24 protein-coding genes are annotated in these 16,324 nt (G+C 42.1%); 19 read left to right on the forward strand and 5 right to left on the reverse strand.

Annotation, left to right across the window (positions count from 1 at the left end):
* Nucleotides 1–48: 48 nt before the first annotated feature.
* Entirely contained in the window at nucleotides 49–759 is a 711-nt protein-coding gene (locus tag AAEU31_RS16010; protein ID WP_135922857.1) for a YIP1 family protein, read from the reverse strand.
* 167 nt (nucleotides 760–926) lie between these two features.
* Here AAEU31_RS16010 and AAEU31_RS16015 point away from each other — a divergent pair, with 167 nt between their 5' ends.
* On the forward strand, nucleotides 927–1,823 hold the full coding sequence (locus AAEU31_RS16015) for an aldo/keto reductase (protein ID WP_138558497.1): 897 nt from the start codon (nucleotides 927–929) through the stop codon (nucleotides 1,821–1,823).
* Between the two features lie 65 nt (nucleotides 1,824–1,888).
* Here AAEU31_RS16015 and AAEU31_RS16020 read toward each other — a convergent pair whose 3' ends face one another.
* The 4 genes from AAEU31_RS16020 to AAEU31_RS16035 all read right to left on the reverse strand — a co-directional run bounded on the left by AAEU31_RS16020 (nucleotide 1,889) and on the right by AAEU31_RS16035 (nucleotide 4,798).
* Nucleotides 1,889–2,566, reverse strand: a complete 678-nt coding sequence (locus AAEU31_RS16020) for a TorF family putative porin (protein ID WP_135922855.1) — start codon at nucleotides 2,564–2,566, stop codon at nucleotides 1,889–1,891.
* Between the two features lie 286 nt (nucleotides 2,567–2,852).
* Entirely contained in the window at nucleotides 2,853–4,019 is a 1,167-nt protein-coding gene (locus AAEU31_RS16025) for a hypothetical protein (RefSeq protein WP_421967722.1), read from the reverse strand.
* Between the two features lie 150 nt (nucleotides 4,020–4,169).
* On the reverse strand, nucleotides 4,170–4,370 hold the full coding sequence (locus AAEU31_RS16030) for a helix-turn-helix transcriptional regulator (RefSeq protein WP_135922853.1): 201 nt from the start codon (nucleotides 4,368–4,370) through the stop codon (nucleotides 4,170–4,172).
* 8 nt (nucleotides 4,371–4,378) lie between these two features.
* A complete protein-coding gene (locus tag AAEU31_RS16035) occupies nucleotides 4,379–4,798 on the reverse strand; it encodes a hypothetical protein (RefSeq protein ID WP_138558499.1) in 420 nt (139 codons plus the stop codon).
* Nucleotides 4,799–5,028: 230 nt separating this feature from the next.
* On the opposite strand from AAEU31_RS16035, the gene AAEU31_RS16040 reads away from it, so the two are divergent.
* From AAEU31_RS16040 to rplQ, 18 genes are all read left to right on the forward strand, one after another.
* Nucleotides 5,029–6,972: an AsmA family protein gene (locus tag AAEU31_RS16040; protein ID WP_421967723.1), complete on the forward strand. Its 1,944-nt coding sequence runs from the start codon at nucleotides 5,029–5,031 to the stop codon at nucleotides 6,970–6,972.
* A gap of 275 nt (nucleotides 6,973–7,247) precedes the next feature.
* Entirely contained in the window at nucleotides 7,248–7,616 is a 369-nt protein-coding gene (gene rplN, locus AAEU31_RS16045) for a 50S ribosomal protein L14 (protein ID WP_010378257.1), read from the forward strand.
* Nucleotides 7,617–7,626: 10 nt separating this feature from the next.
* Nucleotides 7,627–7,941, forward strand: coding sequence for a 50S ribosomal protein L24 (rplX, locus tag AAEU31_RS16050; protein ID WP_054554391.1), 315 nt, complete (start codon nucleotides 7,627–7,629; stop codon nucleotides 7,939–7,941).
* A 16-nt stretch (nucleotides 7,942–7,957) separates the two neighbouring features.
* Nucleotides 7,958–8,497, forward strand: a complete 540-nt coding sequence (gene rplE, locus AAEU31_RS16055; RefSeq protein ID WP_058586187.1) for a 50S ribosomal protein L5 — start codon at nucleotides 7,958–7,960, stop codon at nucleotides 8,495–8,497.
* A 10-nt stretch (nucleotides 8,498–8,507) separates the two neighbouring features.
* Complete coding sequence (gene rpsN, locus AAEU31_RS16060; protein WP_135922850.1) at nucleotides 8,508–8,813, forward strand: 30S ribosomal protein S14; 306 nt, start codon at nucleotides 8,508–8,510, stop codon at nucleotides 8,811–8,813.
* Between the two features lie 21 nt (nucleotides 8,814–8,834).
* Nucleotides 8,835–9,227, forward strand: a complete 393-nt coding sequence (gene rpsH / locus AAEU31_RS16065; RefSeq protein WP_063702326.1) for a 30S ribosomal protein S8 — start codon at nucleotides 8,835–8,837, stop codon at nucleotides 9,225–9,227.
* Between the two features lie 13 nt (nucleotides 9,228–9,240).
* A complete protein-coding gene (gene rplF / locus AAEU31_RS16070; RefSeq protein WP_054554387.1) occupies nucleotides 9,241–9,774 on the forward strand; it encodes a 50S ribosomal protein L6 in 534 nt (177 codons plus the stop codon).
* Nucleotides 9,775–9,783: 9 nt separating this feature from the next.
* Nucleotides 9,784–10,134 carry a 50S ribosomal protein L18 gene (gene rplR / locus AAEU31_RS16075; protein ID WP_036974021.1) on the forward strand — a complete coding sequence of 117 codons (351 nt, stop codon included), beginning with the start codon at nucleotides 9,784–9,786 and terminating at the stop codon, nucleotides 10,132–10,134.
* 9 nt (nucleotides 10,135–10,143) lie between these two features.
* Nucleotides 10,144–10,650, forward strand: a complete 507-nt coding sequence (gene rpsE / locus AAEU31_RS16080) for a 30S ribosomal protein S5 (protein ID WP_036974018.1) — start codon at nucleotides 10,144–10,146, stop codon at nucleotides 10,648–10,650.
* Between the two features lie 3 nt (nucleotides 10,651–10,653).
* Complete coding sequence (gene rpmD, locus AAEU31_RS16085; RefSeq protein WP_016710201.1) at nucleotides 10,654–10,836, forward strand: 50S ribosomal protein L30; 183 nt, start codon at nucleotides 10,654–10,656, stop codon at nucleotides 10,834–10,836.
* A 4-nt stretch (nucleotides 10,837–10,840) separates the two neighbouring features.
* Nucleotides 10,841–11,275 carry a 50S ribosomal protein L15 gene (gene rplO, locus AAEU31_RS16090; protein WP_135922849.1) on the forward strand — a complete coding sequence of 145 codons (435 nt, stop codon included), beginning with the start codon at nucleotides 10,841–10,843 and terminating at the stop codon, nucleotides 11,273–11,275.
* A gap of 10 nt (nucleotides 11,276–11,285) precedes the next feature.
* A complete protein-coding gene (gene secY, locus AAEU31_RS16095; protein ID WP_036974013.1) occupies nucleotides 11,286–12,614 on the forward strand; it encodes a preprotein translocase subunit SecY in 1,329 nt (442 codons plus the stop codon).
* A gap of 22 nt (nucleotides 12,615–12,636) precedes the next feature.
* Nucleotides 12,637–12,750, forward strand: a complete 114-nt coding sequence (rpmJ, locus tag AAEU31_RS16100; RefSeq protein WP_002959476.1) for a 50S ribosomal protein L36 — start codon at nucleotides 12,637–12,639, stop codon at nucleotides 12,748–12,750.
* Between the two features lie 128 nt (nucleotides 12,751–12,878).
* Nucleotides 12,879–13,235, forward strand: a complete 357-nt coding sequence (gene rpsM / locus AAEU31_RS16105) for a 30S ribosomal protein S13 (RefSeq protein WP_036974011.1) — start codon at nucleotides 12,879–12,881, stop codon at nucleotides 13,233–13,235.
* A gap of 13 nt (nucleotides 13,236–13,248) precedes the next feature.
* Nucleotides 13,249–13,635, forward strand: a complete 387-nt coding sequence (gene rpsK, locus AAEU31_RS16110) for a 30S ribosomal protein S11 (protein ID WP_036974009.1) — start codon at nucleotides 13,249–13,251, stop codon at nucleotides 13,633–13,635.
* Between the two features lie 21 nt (nucleotides 13,636–13,656).
* Nucleotides 13,657–14,277, forward strand: a complete 621-nt coding sequence (gene rpsD, locus AAEU31_RS16115; RefSeq protein ID WP_135922848.1) for a 30S ribosomal protein S4 — start codon at nucleotides 13,657–13,659, stop codon at nucleotides 14,275–14,277.
* Between the two features lie 24 nt (nucleotides 14,278–14,301).
* Nucleotides 14,302–15,288 carry a DNA-directed RNA polymerase subunit alpha gene (locus AAEU31_RS16120; protein WP_004589198.1) on the forward strand — a complete coding sequence of 329 codons (987 nt, stop codon included), beginning with the start codon at nucleotides 14,302–14,304 and terminating at the stop codon, nucleotides 15,286–15,288.
* Between the two features lie 39 nt (nucleotides 15,289–15,327).
* On the forward strand, nucleotides 15,328–15,729 hold the full coding sequence (rplQ, locus tag AAEU31_RS16125; protein ID WP_004589197.1) for a 50S ribosomal protein L17: 402 nt from the start codon (nucleotides 15,328–15,330) through the stop codon (nucleotides 15,727–15,729).
* Nucleotides 15,730–16,324 lie beyond the last annotated feature (595 nt).

Below are 16,324 nucleotides of genomic sequence, written 5' to 3' on the forward strand. Positions count from 1 at the left end.
GTTACTTCCTTGGTGGTTAAGAGCGGCATATTGCCGCTCAAAGCAGGATTAAACGAGAGCGATTACAGTCCAAATACCGTAAATAACAATACTTGGTAGAGCTGCAAACAGTAGCGCTTTATTGAAAGTGAAATTAGTCCAGCACTTTAAACCGATAGCTGCGATGAAAATGCCCCAAATAGAAAAGATATTGAGACTTTCCAATAAGGTGTACAGTGGGTGGCCAATTTCTAAACCAATTAAAAGTTGGTTAATTGAAGCATAATTAAATAATGATTGTGATATTTGGTCAGTGCTTGCAGTTAACACTAAGATAAGTAAACCAAGGCTTGAAATAATCATTGGCATCATGGTCCAAATGCCAAAGCCATACCACGCGCCATAGCCGTAGTTAGCTTCTGGGTCTTGCTTCGATACAAATAGGTAGTAACCTGCCATCAGAGCATTGATAACAGCTAAACCAATAATGCCACCAAACATTGCAAACCAAACTTGCATATCTATGGTTTGCTCCATGCTTTGGCGAATCATTTTTTGTTCTGCAATAGTGGCATCAACACTGGCTACAGCGACTTGTTGATCGATTAAATATTGCGGGTCAGCTTTATTGTAAAAAGCAAACATGCTGGCTGCGAGAATGCCGGCAAGTAAAATAAAGGCAACAAAAGACCAGCCTTTTGCTTCTTTTAAACCATTAAAGGCTTTACTCGGGCTGATAAAAATATCAACCAAAGCGGTCATAACATTTGATGATTTCATTTTTTATTCCTTGTTTTATAACATTTGTTTTTAGGTACTAAAATATCCTGTTTAGTAACAAATTAGCAATTTGTTTTGTAACTGTATGTTAACAGATGTGATTAGTAAATCTGTGATAAGGTTAAGCGGTTAATTTGAGTCGAGTTTATTAGGAAAAGTAGGTCGTTATGGCGAATTGTAATGTACGTTGTATTGATGAGTTGGTATTAGGGTTTTGGCGTTTGTTAGATTGGCAGATTACGCCACAGCAATGCTTAAGCTTTTTAGAAAATGCAATCGATATGGGGGTTTCACATACCGATCATGCTGACATTTACGGTGAATACGGTTGTGAAGCTGAATTTGGCAAAGCACTTAAACTAAAACCAAGCATTCGTGATGAAATCAAAATAATCACCAAGTGTGGTATCAAGCCTGCATTTGCAAGCCTAGGGTTGCAAGGCAAAGCAAATCATTATGACTCAAGTGCCGCGCATATTATTGCCTCAGCACAGCAGTCACTTAAAAACTTCAATACTGATCGTTTAGATGTATTACTTATTCATCGTCCTGATTACTTGATGAATGCCGATGAAATGGCAGAAGCATTTAATACCCTAAAAGCAAATGGTGATGTGATTGATTTTGGTGTGTCTAACTTTACGCCATCGCAACTTAGCTTGTTGCAGTCGCGTTTAGACTTTGAGCTTGTGACTAATCAAATTGAGTTTTCACCTTACGAAATGAAAGCTCTTGACGATGGTAGCTTAGACCAATGCCAATTGCTTGATATCAAACCTATGCTTTGGTCACCATTAGCAGGGGGTCGTTTATTCTCAAGTGATGATGAAAAAGCGGTACGTTTGCGTGCAGTGTTAGAGCAGGTTGGTGCTGAAATTGGTGCTACTGCCATTGATCAGGTTGTTTATGCTTGGCTGTTAATGCACCCGAGTGCACCGTCTGTGGTACTCGGTACGGGTAATATTGAGCGTGTTAAATCAGCTGTTGAAGCTAAGCAGCTAACTATGAATCGTGAACAATGGTATCGCATTTGGCAAGGCTCAACCGGTCATAGTGTGCCTTAAAGCGTAAAGTCCAAAACGAGAAAAGGGCCTTACGGCCCTTCGTGTTGCAGCAAGTAACACATTCTTTATAAAGTGAAGTCAACCGCGTAAGCGACGTACACTTTTACATCTGAACCATCAATATCGTTGTCGGCAAGACCAAATGTAAAGCCATCTTTAGATACTGAAACACCGTAGTCGATGATGTCATCATCACCGATGAAATCACCAGAGTAATGGCCAACATGAAGAGCCATTTCTGCGCCAGTACTTCCTACTGGGAAGCTGTAGTCAGCATTTAAATAAAGTGAATCACCAAAATCTGTACCATCACCGCTTGCTGCTGATGTTGCTAATATTGCTGCACCAAAGGTGAAGCTGCCCATGCTGATGCTACCGTAGATTTCTGAAAAATCAGCATCAGCAGATGATGCTGCATCTGGATACGCATAATATATATAACCAACGTCATAGCTAACGGTTTCATTAATGTCACCGCCAAAACCAGCATAAAGATCTAACTCGTAAGTCATGTCTTCAGCCCAACTTGCATTCGATACCCAAGTACCTGCATAAAAGCCTGATTCATTAGCGTAATCGATGCCGCCTTGGATAGCTGCATCGCCGCCTGTTTGTTCTTGGCCACGCCACAAGTAGTTAGAAGTCGCTGCTGCATTAGCTGTTACTTCAGCATAAGTATATGTAGAGCTTAACGTTAATAGCGCAATTGCGCTTGCTGCGAACGTTTTTTTTAGTTTTAGCATGTTTCTGTATCCTGTTGTTATGTTGATTTTGCCCTAGTTCAGGTTGCAGCCTGATTATTGTTTGCGGACATAATTATGTGTTGTCTGGATACGATGTAGCACTGGTTGTGCCAAGTTACTTTTGGAAGGGATATTTTATGCTTAACTACTTTAAAAACAGCCTATTAAGCTTACTATTTTTTAAAAATTAGTTTTCTTTGAATTATTCATGCGCACTTGCGTGGTGCAAAAAATAACCTGGTTGCACAATTGCGAAGCAACCAGGTTTTTCTTGTTTGAGAGTGACTTAGCCAAAAATTGCGCGCATTAAGCTAATTGTCTCTTCAACGCTACGACCTTTTTCAACTTCGCTGATGATAGAGTCACGTTTAGCCTTGATATGTTCAGGGATATCGTCACTTGCTAATGCACGGTCTACCAGTATCTCAGCTGATTCTTTGCCACGGCGTACCGTCTTTTTACCTGCTGAGCTCGTTGTACTCTTAGGCTTGTTTAACAACTTAATATAATTAGAGTTATCTGCGGTGCTCTTATCTGCGTAATAGAAGAAGCTCGGTAATAGGGCTTTGATTTCAACTAAAGATTGCTCAAGCTCGTTTGCTGCGCTGGCCATTTTGAACCAAGGCATACTATGAATTGCTTCGACTATATCTTGCCAGTAGCGCTCAAAATCGCGGTTATTTAGCTTAGTAATGCCTAATGCCGCACAAAGGGCATCAAGTTTACTATTTACGATTGGCGTAAACACGTCAGGTCGGCGCATCGCAAGTAAGCGAGTAGCAGGAGCAAGCGTTGGTTTTTCATCGCTACCATTAAATGCCATGAAGTAGGCAATCATAAAGTGTTGATAATGTTCTTGAGTTACCTCGCCCTCAAGTGGAATGTGCGCAAGAGCCTCATCGAACGCACCGGGTAAATCACTCAACATTTGGTGGAAACCTTTTGCGTTCTTGGTAGAAGCAAACCATTCAACGTCGAAGTTATAGCTGCTTGGGTCAAGTGAGGCACTGTGTTTACCTGAAAACGCTAAACGGTCTTCTGGGATCATCTCTTTCAGTGATTGCGATTTAATTGCAGCAATGTAATTAGCTAAGCGTAGTTGCTCATCAAGTGCTATTAGCTCTTGATGCTGCTCGATGAAGCCTGCGATAACCGGCCATGGCGCAACCCTTAAGGTTTTTAACTGCAAAAAGCTGATTGCAGAAATTAATAAGTCATGAAGTTTTTTTAGCGTAGGAAGTTGCTTATCTTCTAATAGATCGTAATTAATGCGATCGCGGCTTGCACTTAATAGCTCATAGCACCAACCTAAAAAGTCTTCAGGATGATTTTCTACTTTAACTGCCATTAGGTTTAAGCTGATATCAGAGGCTTGCTTGAGGATGTTTTGATAAATTTGACTTTCTTGCTCGCCAAGCGCCATTTTTGACGGTGAAATAAGCAGTTTCTTCATGCTTAATCGATACTCCAGTTTTGACCAAGTTGGGTTGTTTAATTTTAGTACACAGGGTGCAAAAACAACAGGGTCGTGCATCATACCGAAGTAATGAAATGATGCAATCTTACTGATAATTTATAAGCAAGATTGCCACTGATTTTTAGATTAATCGTTGTCATCGAGTGTAAATAATTGCTCAACGGCCACTTCAAAGTGAGCAGCAATTTTTAACGCAATAATCACTGAGGGTATAAAGCGGCCTGTTTCAACTGTGCTAATAGTTTTACGTGATACTGCAATGGCATCAGCAAGTTCTTGCTGCGATAACCCCTTATCTTTACGGAATTTAGCGATATTATTTTGCACTTTTACACCTAGTCTCTACTTTGCCAAATAATTGATACACCATATATTAAACACATCAAGGCAAGGTAAAATGTGGCCATCATGCTATGAGATACATTTAAAGCAAGTTCATCAGACAATAAAAAAATAGCCCCCATGCTAAAAAGTAATCCAAGCACAACATGTTTATAAGCGATGGTATCAATCGTATTTAAAAATTCATCCTTATACGTAAGGCGATAGCCAAGTTTCCATGTAAATCCACCTCGAATCACAAACATAAAGAATGAACCAATAAATGCGGCACCACCAATAAACAGTAAAGGAACTGATGTTTGCTTGAGCATTGGGTAAACACTAATAATTAATAACGTGACTCCCATGAATATTGAAAACCATGCGTTATGACTCATAAACTTTTCTTCCGTTTTGATATCTTGCTTAGACATAATCGTTTCCTTTTATTTTCAACTAAAATGTAACCTACAGGTATCAATGTAACCCTAGGGTATCATTTGGTCAAGAGCTTTTTGTAACCTATAGGTATCAAAATGTTTCAGCGCTGATTCATATTCTTGTACCTAAGCTTGTTTACAAAGCTTTTTGTGTGTTCGGCAATGCATTTGCGCCTAACTCCCGCTATGATATGAACATTGTTTGCCCATTTTTAAGGATGATTATGAAAACCTTATTGAAAATCGTTGGTGTCATTTTCGTATTACTAATTGTATTGGTAGTCGCAGCACCATTCCTCATACCTACAGACGCGATATTTAATAAAGTATCGGAGCAAGTAGAACAAACCACAGGTCGTAGTCTGACAATTAATGGCGATAAAAAGCTGTCGGTATTTCCATCATTAAAGCTCGAACTGAATGATGTACACTTTGCCAATATGCAAACTGGCTCGCAAAAAGATATGGCAAGCATGCAGCAACTTGCTATCCGTATCCCGTGGATGTCGCTATTTGGCGGTGAGTTTAAGCTAGATAAGTTTGTTATTAACGAACCAACGATTTTATTAGAAACCGATAAAAATGGTAAAGCAAACTGGCAGTTATTTGATGCCGTTGCTGAGCAACCACAGACAGAGCAGCAAAAAAGTTCTGGCGCTGTTAACTTACCAGATAACTTTGATATCGAACTTGGTGAAGTAGCAATCTATGGCGGCACTTTCACTTACCTAGATGGTAAAACCGGGGCCAAACAACAGATAAGTGATTTAGAATTAGCCATCTTATTACCTTCTCTTCGTAAGACTCTCGAGTTAAAAGGCGGTATTACCTATATGGGTGAGCGCTTTAACTTAGATGTCACGCTAGATACACCAGTAAAAGCGATTGAAGGCGAAACCTTTAATGTCAGCACAGAGCTTGATTCTCGCCTAGTCGATTTGAACTTTAAAGGTGCAATTGCAGAAATGGGCAATGACGTGCAAGGGCTTCTTTCTGTTAGCGGTGATTCAGTTAAAAACATTGCAAGCTGGCAAGGTGTTGAGCTTAATGCAAAAGAAAATGCGTTTAATGCCTTTAATATAAAAGGTTCAATGCACCTAAAAGGGCAGCAGTTTAAGCTTACTGAGCTACTTGCCACGTTAGATGAGCTACAAATTAAAGGTAAAAGCGATATTAAGCTTGGTGACCGTTTGGCTGTGAATGCCGATATTGATTTAGGCATGCTTGATTTAAACCCTTACTTACCTGAGGGCGTAGCTAAAGAAGAACAAGCAGAGCCTGCAGCAGATGCGCCTGCACAGCCAATTGTTTGGGATGATACTGCAATTGATATGAGCGGCTTAAATGCATTGGATGCAAATGTAGTCGTGCGCTCAAGTGGTTTAAAAGCAAATGATATTACTCTTGGTGAAAACCAGTTAACGGTAAACCTGAAAAATGCACTAGCTAAAATCAGCCTAGATAAGTTTGTTGCTTACGAGGGTAATGGTAAAGGTGTGATCACGGTCAATGCCAAGCAAACACCGTATAAAATTAGCACCAACTTCGTTTTAGATAAAATCGATGCACAGCCATTACTGACTGATGCGGCCGGTTTCGATAAGTTGATGGGTAAAGGCTCTCTAAACTGGGATCTAACGACCACAGGCCAAAGTCAAAAGAGCTTCATCAATGCCTTGAATGGTAAGTTAGCCTTTGAGTTTGCAGATGGTGCGGTAAAAGGTGCCAATATTGCAGAGATGGTTCGTAAAGCAAAAGAGCTCATTAAAGGTAACTTAAGCGCAGTATCAGAAGGTTTAGATACTGGCTTTGATAACTCACAGCAAACAGATTTCTCGGCATTGCAGGGCAGCTTTGTATTCACTAACGGTGTTGGTGAAAATAAAGACTTGTCACTACTTAGCCCGCTTATTCGTATTACTGGCTCAGGTAAGGTTGATTTACCAATGACGACCGTTGATTACCGTTTAGTAACAGGTATTGTTGATTCAATCGAAGGGCAAGGCACGACCGATGACAGTACAGGGTTTAAAATTCCACTGCGTATCAAAGGTCCATTCCATGATGTTGGCTATAAGCTCGATGTAAGTGATGCGGCTAAAGAAGAAGTGAAAGAAAAAGCCAAAGATAAAATTAAAGACAAATTAAAAGGTCTATTTGGTAATTAATAAAAATTTAATTAAAGTCAAAAACAGGGCGCATTTGCGCCCTGTTTGTTTTATAATCAATAACAAACCAGCAAGCTGCTGTAATTCCTCAATGCAGGCATTGCGAATAATTCCAAATTAATTAAAAAATAACCTACCACTTCCTTGCCATTGCTGCTACAATTGCCCGCCCTTAAGAGACAACTTGCTTGTTTTTTGAGTGGAATTTAACCGAAATGTCTTGATTTTAAACAAAATTAAGGCGTGTTGTAATTTCTACACCGGAGGTCATTAACATGATCCAAATGCAAACTCAGCTGGACGTTGCTGATAACAGCGGCGCTCGCAAAGTGCAGTGTATTAAAGTCCTTGGCGGTTCGCACCGTCGCTATGCAGCGGTTGGCGATATCATCAAAGTTTCTGTAAAAGAAGCAATTCCTCGCGGTAAAGTGAAGAAAGGTGATGTTAAAAACGCGGTAGTTGTGCGTACTAAAAAAGGCGTTCGTCGTCCGGACGGTTCTTTGATCCGTTTCGATAGCAATGCGGCTGTTATCTTAAACGATAACTTACAGCCAATTGGTACTCGTATCTTCGGCCCTGTGACTCGTGAACTTCGTACTGAAAAGTTCATGAAAATCGTTTCACTAGCACCAGAAGTACTATAAGGAGTCTATCATGGCAGCAAAAATCCGTCGTGATGACGAAGTAATCGTACTAGCAGGCAAAGACAAAGGTAAGCGCGGTAAAGTGCTTTCAGTTGTTGCTGAATCTGGTCGAGTATTTGTCGAAGGCATCAACTTAATCAAGAAGCACCAAAAGCCTGTTCCTCAGTTGAACCAAGCTGGCGGTATTGTTGAGAAAGAAGCGTCTATCGACGTATCAAACGTTGCGATCTACAACTCGGAAACGGGTAAAGCAGATCGTGTAGGTTTCAAGATTGAAGATGGTAAGAAATTACGTATCTTTAAATCTACTGGTAAAACTATCTAATAGTTGGAGTAGAATGATGGCGAAACTGCATGAAGTATATAAAGACAAAGTAGTTGCTGAGCTTCAAGAGAAGTTTGGTTTCAGCTCTGTCATGCAAGTCCCTCAGATCGAAAAGATCACATTAAATATGGGTGTGGGCGAAGCTCTAGCTGACAAGAAGATCCTAGATAACGCTGTTGCGGATCTAGAAGCAATCTCTGGTCAGAAACCTCTAATCACTAAAGCACGCAAATCAGTTGCAGGCTTCAAAGTGCGTGAAGGTTACCCAATTGGTTGTAAAGTAACCCTACGTGGCGAGCGTATGTGGGACTTTTTTGAGCGTTTGGTTTCAATCGCTATCCCACGTATTCGTGACTTCCGTGGTGTAAGTGCTAAGTCTTTTGATGGACGTGGTAACTACAGCATGGGCGTACGTGAGCAAATCATCTTCCCAGAAATCGATTATGATAAAGTAGACCGTGTACGTGGTCTTGATATCACTATCACTACTTCTGCGAAAACAGATGATGAAGGCCGTGCGTTGTTAGAAGCGTTTAACTTCCCATTCAAGAAATAAGGGTAGGGTTATGGCAAAGAATTCTATGAAAGCGCGCGAAGCAAAGCGCACTAAATTAGTTGCTCAGTATGCTGAAAAGCGTGCGGCACTAAAAGCTATCATCAGTGATGTTAATACATCTGACGATGATCGTTGGGACGCGGTATTAAAGCTACAAGCTTTACCACGTGATTCTAGCCCTTCACGTCAACGTAATCGTTGTAACGTTACGGGCCGCCCACATGGTTACCTTCGCAAATTCGGCATGAGCCGTATTAAAGTTCGCGAAGCAGCTATGCGCGGTGAAATTCCTGGCCTTAAAAAGGCTAGCTGGTAATAGTATCACGGGAGTAAGACTATGAGCTTGCAAGATCCTATTGCGGATTTGTTTACACGTATCCGTAACGGTCAGTCAGCGAAGAAAGTATCAGTAACGATGCCAACTTCAAAACTGAAAGTAGCAGTAGCTAAAGTATTAAAAGATGAAGGTTATATCGCAGATTACGCTGTAAGCGGTGAAGCGAAGCCTGAGCTTTCTATCGAATTAAAATATTTCGAAGGCAAAGCTGTTATTGAAAATATCCAGCGTGTTAGCCGCCCTGGTCTACGTATCTATAAGAAACGTGACGAATTACCAAAGGTAATGGGTGGTCTTGGTATCGCTATCGTATCAACTTCTAAAGGCCTAATGACAGACCGCGCAGCACGTAGTGCCGGCGTTGGTGGTGAGATCATTGGCTTTGTAGCTTAATCGGAGGGGAACTATGTCTCGCATAGCAAAGGCACCAATCAATGTTCCTGCCGGTGTAGAAGTTACATTAAAAGGCCAGGACATCACAGTTAAAGGCAAAAACGGTGAATTAACTCGTACTATCAACGACGCTGTTGAAGTTCAAGTTAACGACAACGTTATTACAACTTTACCTCGTGAAGGCGTAGCTAATGCATGGGCACAAGCAGGTACTGCTCGCGCTCTAATCAACAACATGGTTGTTGGTACGCATGAAGGTTACGAGAAGAAACTTCAGTTAGTAGGTGTTGGTTACCGTGCAGCAGCTAAGGGCAAAGTATTAGACTTAACTCTTGGTTTCTCACACCCAGTTAATTTCGAAGTACCAGAAGGTATTACGATTGAAACACCAAGCCAAACAGAAGTTCTAGTTAAGGGCGTAGACAAGCAGTTAGTTGGTCAAACAGCTGCTAACATCCGTGCATACCGTAAACCTGAGCCTTATAAAGGTAAAGGTGTTCGTTACGCGGACGAGAATGTACGCCGTAAAGAGGCTAAGAAGAAGTAAGGTAAGACGATGGATAAAAAAACAGCTCGTCTACGTCGTGCTAAACGCACTCGTAGAAATTATATTGAACAAGGCACAACGCGTCTTGTTATCCACCGCACGCCACGTCACATTTACGCTCAAGTAGTTACTGCTGAGGGTACTGTACTGGCTGCTGCTTCTACTGTTGAAAAAGCAATTAGCGAAACAGTTAAAGGCACAGGTAACGTTGCGGCTGCTCAAGCAGTTGGTAAAGCGGTTGCTGAACGTGCAGCTGACAAAGGCATCGAAAAGATTGCTTTTGATCGCAGTGGCTTTAAATATCACGGCCGTGTGAAGGCGCTTGCTGATGCAGCGCGTGAAGCCGGTCTGCAATTCTAGGAGTAGACAATGGCTAACGTAGAAGCAAAGCAACAACAGCCTGATTTGGCTGAAAAGCTAATCGCGGTAAACCGTGTGTCTAAAGTGGTTAAAGGTGGTCGTATCTTTAGCTTCACTGCACTAACTGTAGTTGGTGACGGCGCAGGTAAAGTAGGTTTTGGTTATGGTAAAGCACGTGAAGTTCCAGCTGCAATTCAAAAAGCAATGGAAAAAGCACGTCGCAACATGATCAGTGTAGACCTTAACGGTAACACGCTACAGCACCCAATCAAGGGTCGCCACGCGGGTTCTAAAGTATACATGCAGCCTGCTTCTGAAGGTACAGGTATCATCGCCGGTGGTGCGATGCGTGCAGTACTAGAAGTAACTGGTGTACAGAACGTATTGTCAAAAGCATACGGTTCAACTAACCCGATCAACATCGTTCGTGCAACGATTGCAGCTCTAGAGAACATGAACTCTCCAGAGTCAATCGCTGCTAAACGTGGTCTTAGCGTTGACGAAATCACGGGGTAAACCATGGCTAATAAAACTGTAAAAGTAACACAAGTAAAGAGCTCTATCGGTCGTTTACCGAAGCATAAAGCTACATTACGTGGTCTTGGTCTACGTCGTATCAATCACACTGTTGAGTTAGAAGACACAGCATGTGTGCGTGGTATGATTAACCAAGTTTCTTACATGGTAAAGGTTGAGGGTTAATTCGATGCGTTTGAATACACTTTCACCTGCTGCTGGTGCAAAAACAGAAAAGAAACGTCTAGGTCGTGGTATTGGTTCTGGTCTTGGTAAGACTGGTGGCCGTGGTCATAAAGGCCAAAAATCACGTTCTGGCGGTAAAGTTCGCGTTGGTTTCGAAGGCGGTCAAATGCCTATGCAACGTCGTCTACCTAAATTTGGTTTCACTTCACGTAAATCATTAGTATCTACTGAAGTTAACCTTTTTGAAATCGCTAAAGTTGATGGCGATGTAGTAGACGTAAACGCGTTACAAGCAGCTGGTCTAGTTAAAAAGAACATCCAGTTCGTTAAAGTAGTAAAATCTGGCGAAGTTTCACGCGCAGTAACCGTTAAAGGTCTTAAAGTGACTAAAGGTGCTCGCGAAGCTATCGAAGCTGCCGGAGGCAAGGTAGAAGACTAAGGAAGTACTAATGGCTAAACCAGGTCAAGATATGAAAAGTGCACAAAGTGGGCTTTCGGAATTGAAGCGTCGATTACTATTCGTACTAGGTGCTATCATTATTTACCGTCTAGGTTCATTCGTGCCGATCCCTGGGATTGACGCCGCTGTACTTGCCGATTTCTTCGAGCAACAAAAGGGCACCATTGTTGAAATGTTTAACATGTTCAGCGGTGGTGCGCTTGAGCGAGCCTCAGTGTTGGCACTGGGTATTATGCCGTATATCTCGGCTTCAATTATTACGCAACTATTAACGCATATGTATCCGCCGTTTATAGAGCTTAAGAAAGAAGGTGAGCAAGGGCGTAAGAAAATCAGCCAGTATACACGCTACGGCACGCTTGTGCTTGCTACTATCCAATCTATCGGTATTGCTACAAGCTTACCGGGCATGATGGACGGGTTAGTTGTTAACCCAGGTATCGGTTTCTACTTCACTGCTGTAGTGAGTTTAGTAACAGGTACTATGTTCCTTATGTGGTTGGGCGAACAAATTACAGAACGTGGTATCGGTAACGGTATTTCGGTTCTGATTTTTGTTGGTATCGTAGCTAACCTGCCGTCTGCTATTGGTTCGACAGCCGAAATGGCGCGCCAAGGTGATCTGAATGTACTTGTACTGTTATTGATTGCTGTAATCGTATTCGCTGTTACTTACCTAGTTGTATTCTTCGAACGTGGACAACGTCGTATCGTTGTAAACTATGCGAAGCGTCAACAAGGTCGTCAGGTATTTGCTGCTCAAAGCACGCACTTACCGTTGAAAGTAAATATGGCGGGTGTTATTCCACCAATCTTTGCTAGCAGTATAATTCTGTTCCCTGGTACAATTGCAAGCTGGTTCGGCCAGGGTGAAGGTCCGGTCGCTGATGTGCTACAAGCAATCGCAACAACGTTGACTCCAGGTCAACCTTTATATGCGATGGTTTTAGCTGCGGCTATTATCTTCTTCTGCTTTTTCTACACCGCGTTGGTATTTAACCCGCGTGAAACAGCAGATAACCTGAAAAAATCTGGCGCATTTATCCCAGGTATTCGTCCAGGTGAGCAGACATCTAAATACATTGATAAAGTGATGACACGCCTGACATTGGCAGGTGCTTTGTATATAACCTTTATCTGTCTGGTGCCCGAATTCATGACTATGGCATGGCAAACGCCATTCTATTTCGGCGGTACATCAATTTTGATTATCGTTGTTGTAATCATGGACTTTATGGCACAAGTACAGACGCATCTGATGTCACATCAGTATGATTCTGTGCTGAAAAAAGCAAACCTTAAAGGCTACGGCCGATAAGGTCATTTTACGGAGTTGAGCAATGAAAGTACGTGCTTCCGTTAAGAAAATATGCCGTAACTGTAAAGTTATTAAACGTGCTGGTGTAGTACGCGTAATTTGCAGTGAGCCTAAGCACAAGCAAAGGCAAGGCTAATTAAACAGTCGTGCAGGCTGAGTTATTTACTCGGCCTGTGTTTTTAGTTGTGATTTGGTCTTCGTTTGAGTATCCTTACGGGCTTTTCAAACAGATGATAACCAAATTCAAATATAGGAGATGTGTTAGTGGCCCGTATCGCTGGCATTAACGTCCCTGATCATAAACATGCAGTTATCGGTTTAACTGCTATTTATGGCATAGGTAAGACTCGCTCTAAGGCTATCTTAGCAGCGACTGGTATCGCCGAGACCACAAAAATCGGTGAACTTTCAGACGAAACACTTGACGTATTGCGTGAAGCAGTTGGCAAGTACACTGTAGAAGGTGACCTTCGTCGTGAAGTTACATTAAATATCAAGCGCCTTATGGACCTTGGTTGTTTCCGTGGCCTACGTCACCGTCGTTCGTTACCACTTCGTGGTCAACGTACTAAGACTAACGCGCGTACTCGTAAGGGTCCTCGCAAGCCTATCAAGAAATAAGGTGGGGTAGATTATGGCTAAAGCACCAATTCGTCGTAAGAAGGTTAAAAAGCAAGTTGCTGATGGTATGGCTCATGTTCATGCTTCTTTCAACAACACTATTGTAACAATTACCGACCGTCAAGGTAATGCACTATCATGGGCTACAGCAGGTGGTTCAGGTTTCCGTGGTTCACGTAAATCTACTCCATTCGCTGCTCAGGTTGCTGCAGAGCGCGCAGGTACTGCTGCTCAAGAATACGGTTTAAAAAATCTAGAAGTTTTCATTAAAGGTCCAGGTCCAGGTCGTGAATCTGCTGTACGTGCTTTGAATGCTGCTGGTTACCGTATCACCAACATCACTGACGTGACGCCAATCCCTCATAATGGTTGTCGTCCACCGAAGAAACGTCGCGTTTAACAATAGGTTAGGAGAAATAACATGGCAAGATATTTGGGCCCTAAGCTCAAGCTGAGTCGTCGTGAAGGTACTGACCTGTTCCTTAAGAGCGGCGTAAGAGCTATCGACTCTAAGTGTAAACTTGAGACTGCACCTGGTCAGCACGGCGCTCGTAAAGGTCGCTTATCTGATTACGGTTTACAGTTACGTGAAAAGCAAAAAGTACGTCGTATCTACGGTGTATTAGAAAAGCAATTCCGTAACTACTACAAAGAAGCTGCTCGCCTTAAAGGTAATACAGGTGAAAACTTGTTACAGCTTTTAGAGCAACGTTTAGACAATGTTGTATATCGCATGGGTTTTGCTAGCACACGTGCTGAAGCACGTCAGTTAGTTAGCCACAAAGCGATCTTAGTTAATGGTCGTGTTGTGAACATTCCTTCATACGTAATCTCACCAGAAGATACTGTTGTGATTCGTGAGAAGTCTAAAACACAAGCACGTATCATCGCTGCTCTAGAGTTGGCTGAGCAACGTGAAAAGCCGACTTGGGTTGAAGTTGACGGTAAGAAAATGGAAGGTAGCTTCAAGCGCCTACCTGAGCGTTCAGATCTGTCTGCGGACATTAACGAACAACTAATCGTCGAACTTTACTCTAAGTAAAGTTAAGAGTTAAGAGAGGATAAAATGCAGGGTTCTGTTACCGAATTCCTAAAACCAAGGTTAGTCGATATCGACGCTATCAACCCAACGCGTTCTAAAGTAGTTTTAGAACCATTAGAGCGTGGCTTCGGTCACACTTTGGGTAATGCCTTACGCCGTATACTGTTATCATCTATGCCTGGATGTGCAGTAACTGAAGTTGAAATCGACGGTGTATTGCATGAGTACAGCGCGAAAGAGGGCGTACAAGAAGACATCATTGAAATTCTGTTAAACCTTAAAGGTCTAGCAGTAACTTTAGAAGGCAAAGATGAAGTTTTTCTGACCCTGACTAAATCTGGTGTAGGCCCTGTGACTGCGGCTGATATTCAGCACGATGGTGATGTAACTATCGCCAACCCAGATCACGTTATCTGTCACCTTACGACAGATAGCAGCGAGATCAGCATGCGTATTCGTGTTGAGCGCGGTCGCGGTTATGTGCCGGCATCTAGTCGTTTATCCTCTGATGACGATGAGCGTCCAATTGGTCGTCTGCTGCTTGATGCATCATTCAGCCCAGTTGAACGTATTGCGTACTCGGTTGAATCAGCCCGTGTTGAGCAACGTACAGACTTAGACAAGTTAATCATTGATATGGAAACAAACGGCACTTTAGATCCTGAAGAAGCGATCCGCCGTGCGTCTACTATCTTAGCTGAGCAATTAGATGCATTCGTAGATTTACGTGATGTAACTGAGCCAGAAGAGAAAGAAGAGAAGCCAGAATTCGATCCTATTCTACTTCGTCCAGTTGATGATCTTGAACTAACAGTACGTTCAGCAAACTGTTTGAAAGCCGAGCAAATTCAATATATCGGTGATTTAGTTCAGCGCACTGAAGTTGAGCTTCTTAAAACGCCTAACTTAGGTAAGAAGTCTCTAACTGAAATTAAAGACGTGCTAGCTTCACGTGGTCTATCTCTAGGTATGCGCCTAGAAAACTGGCCACCTGCAAGCCTAGCTGAATAATCTAAATCACTATATTAGTTTAGTTAGAAGGATAGGGTCATGCGCCATCGTAAGAGTGGTCGTCAATTAAACCGTAACAGCAGCCATCGCAAAGCGATGTTCAGCAACATGGCTGGTTCTTTGGTGAAACATGAAATCATCAAAACAACTTTGCCTAAAGCTAAAGAGTTGCGCCGTGTAATTGAACCTTTAATCACACTGGCTAAGACTGACAGTGTAGCAAACCGCCGTTTAGCGTTTGCTCGCACGCGTGATAATGAAGTAGTTGGTAAATTATTCAGCGAAATCGGTCCACGTAATACAGACCGTCCTGGTGGTTACACTCGTATTCTTAAGTGTGGCTTCCGTGCTGGTGATAATGCACCAATGGCTTATATTGAACTAGTTGGTCGCCCAGCGACAAACGAAGAAGTTCAAGAAGACGCGCAGTCTGCAGAGTAAGTCGTAAAGACACCAAAAAGCCGAGCTTATGCTCGGCTTTTTACTTTCTGAAATTCGTTATTACTAAAATACCTCTACCAACCCCATATCTTTACCATACAATTTTGAAGCAACTAGCAACTAGCAACTAGCAACTAGCAACTAGCAACTAGCAACTAGCAACTAGCAACTAGCAACTAGCAATTAAGATCACATATAAAGATCAATATAGTGCTCGTTAGTAGTTACATCTTCTCTTATACAAGTTAAAAACAAGCGTATTTATAAACTTCATTGGCCAAATAGCTATAATACGACCCTATTTAGTGTGCTTTTTGCCCGCTTCGTTCGTATTTTGCTCGAACAGTCATTTTTTTCACAAAAACTTCAAAAAACAGTTGATCTCAATTCGGATCTCCCTATAATGCGCATCCATCGACACGGCGGACTGCTTACAAACAAGCGAAACGACGAGTTGGTTGAGTCAAGTAAGACTGAGTTTTGAAAAAATAAACTTTTCTCAAAATTAAGTGTTGACAAAAATAACGGCTTGCGTAGAATGCACAGCCCTTGAGACGCAAAAGTATCTCAAAACGTTCTTTAACAATATAAAGCA

It is taken from the genome of Pseudoalteromonas thalassia (genome assembly GCF_049257215.1).
GTDB classification, from domain to species: domain Bacteria; phylum Pseudomonadota; class Gammaproteobacteria; order Enterobacterales; family Alteromonadaceae; genus Pseudoalteromonas; species Pseudoalteromonas lipolytica_C.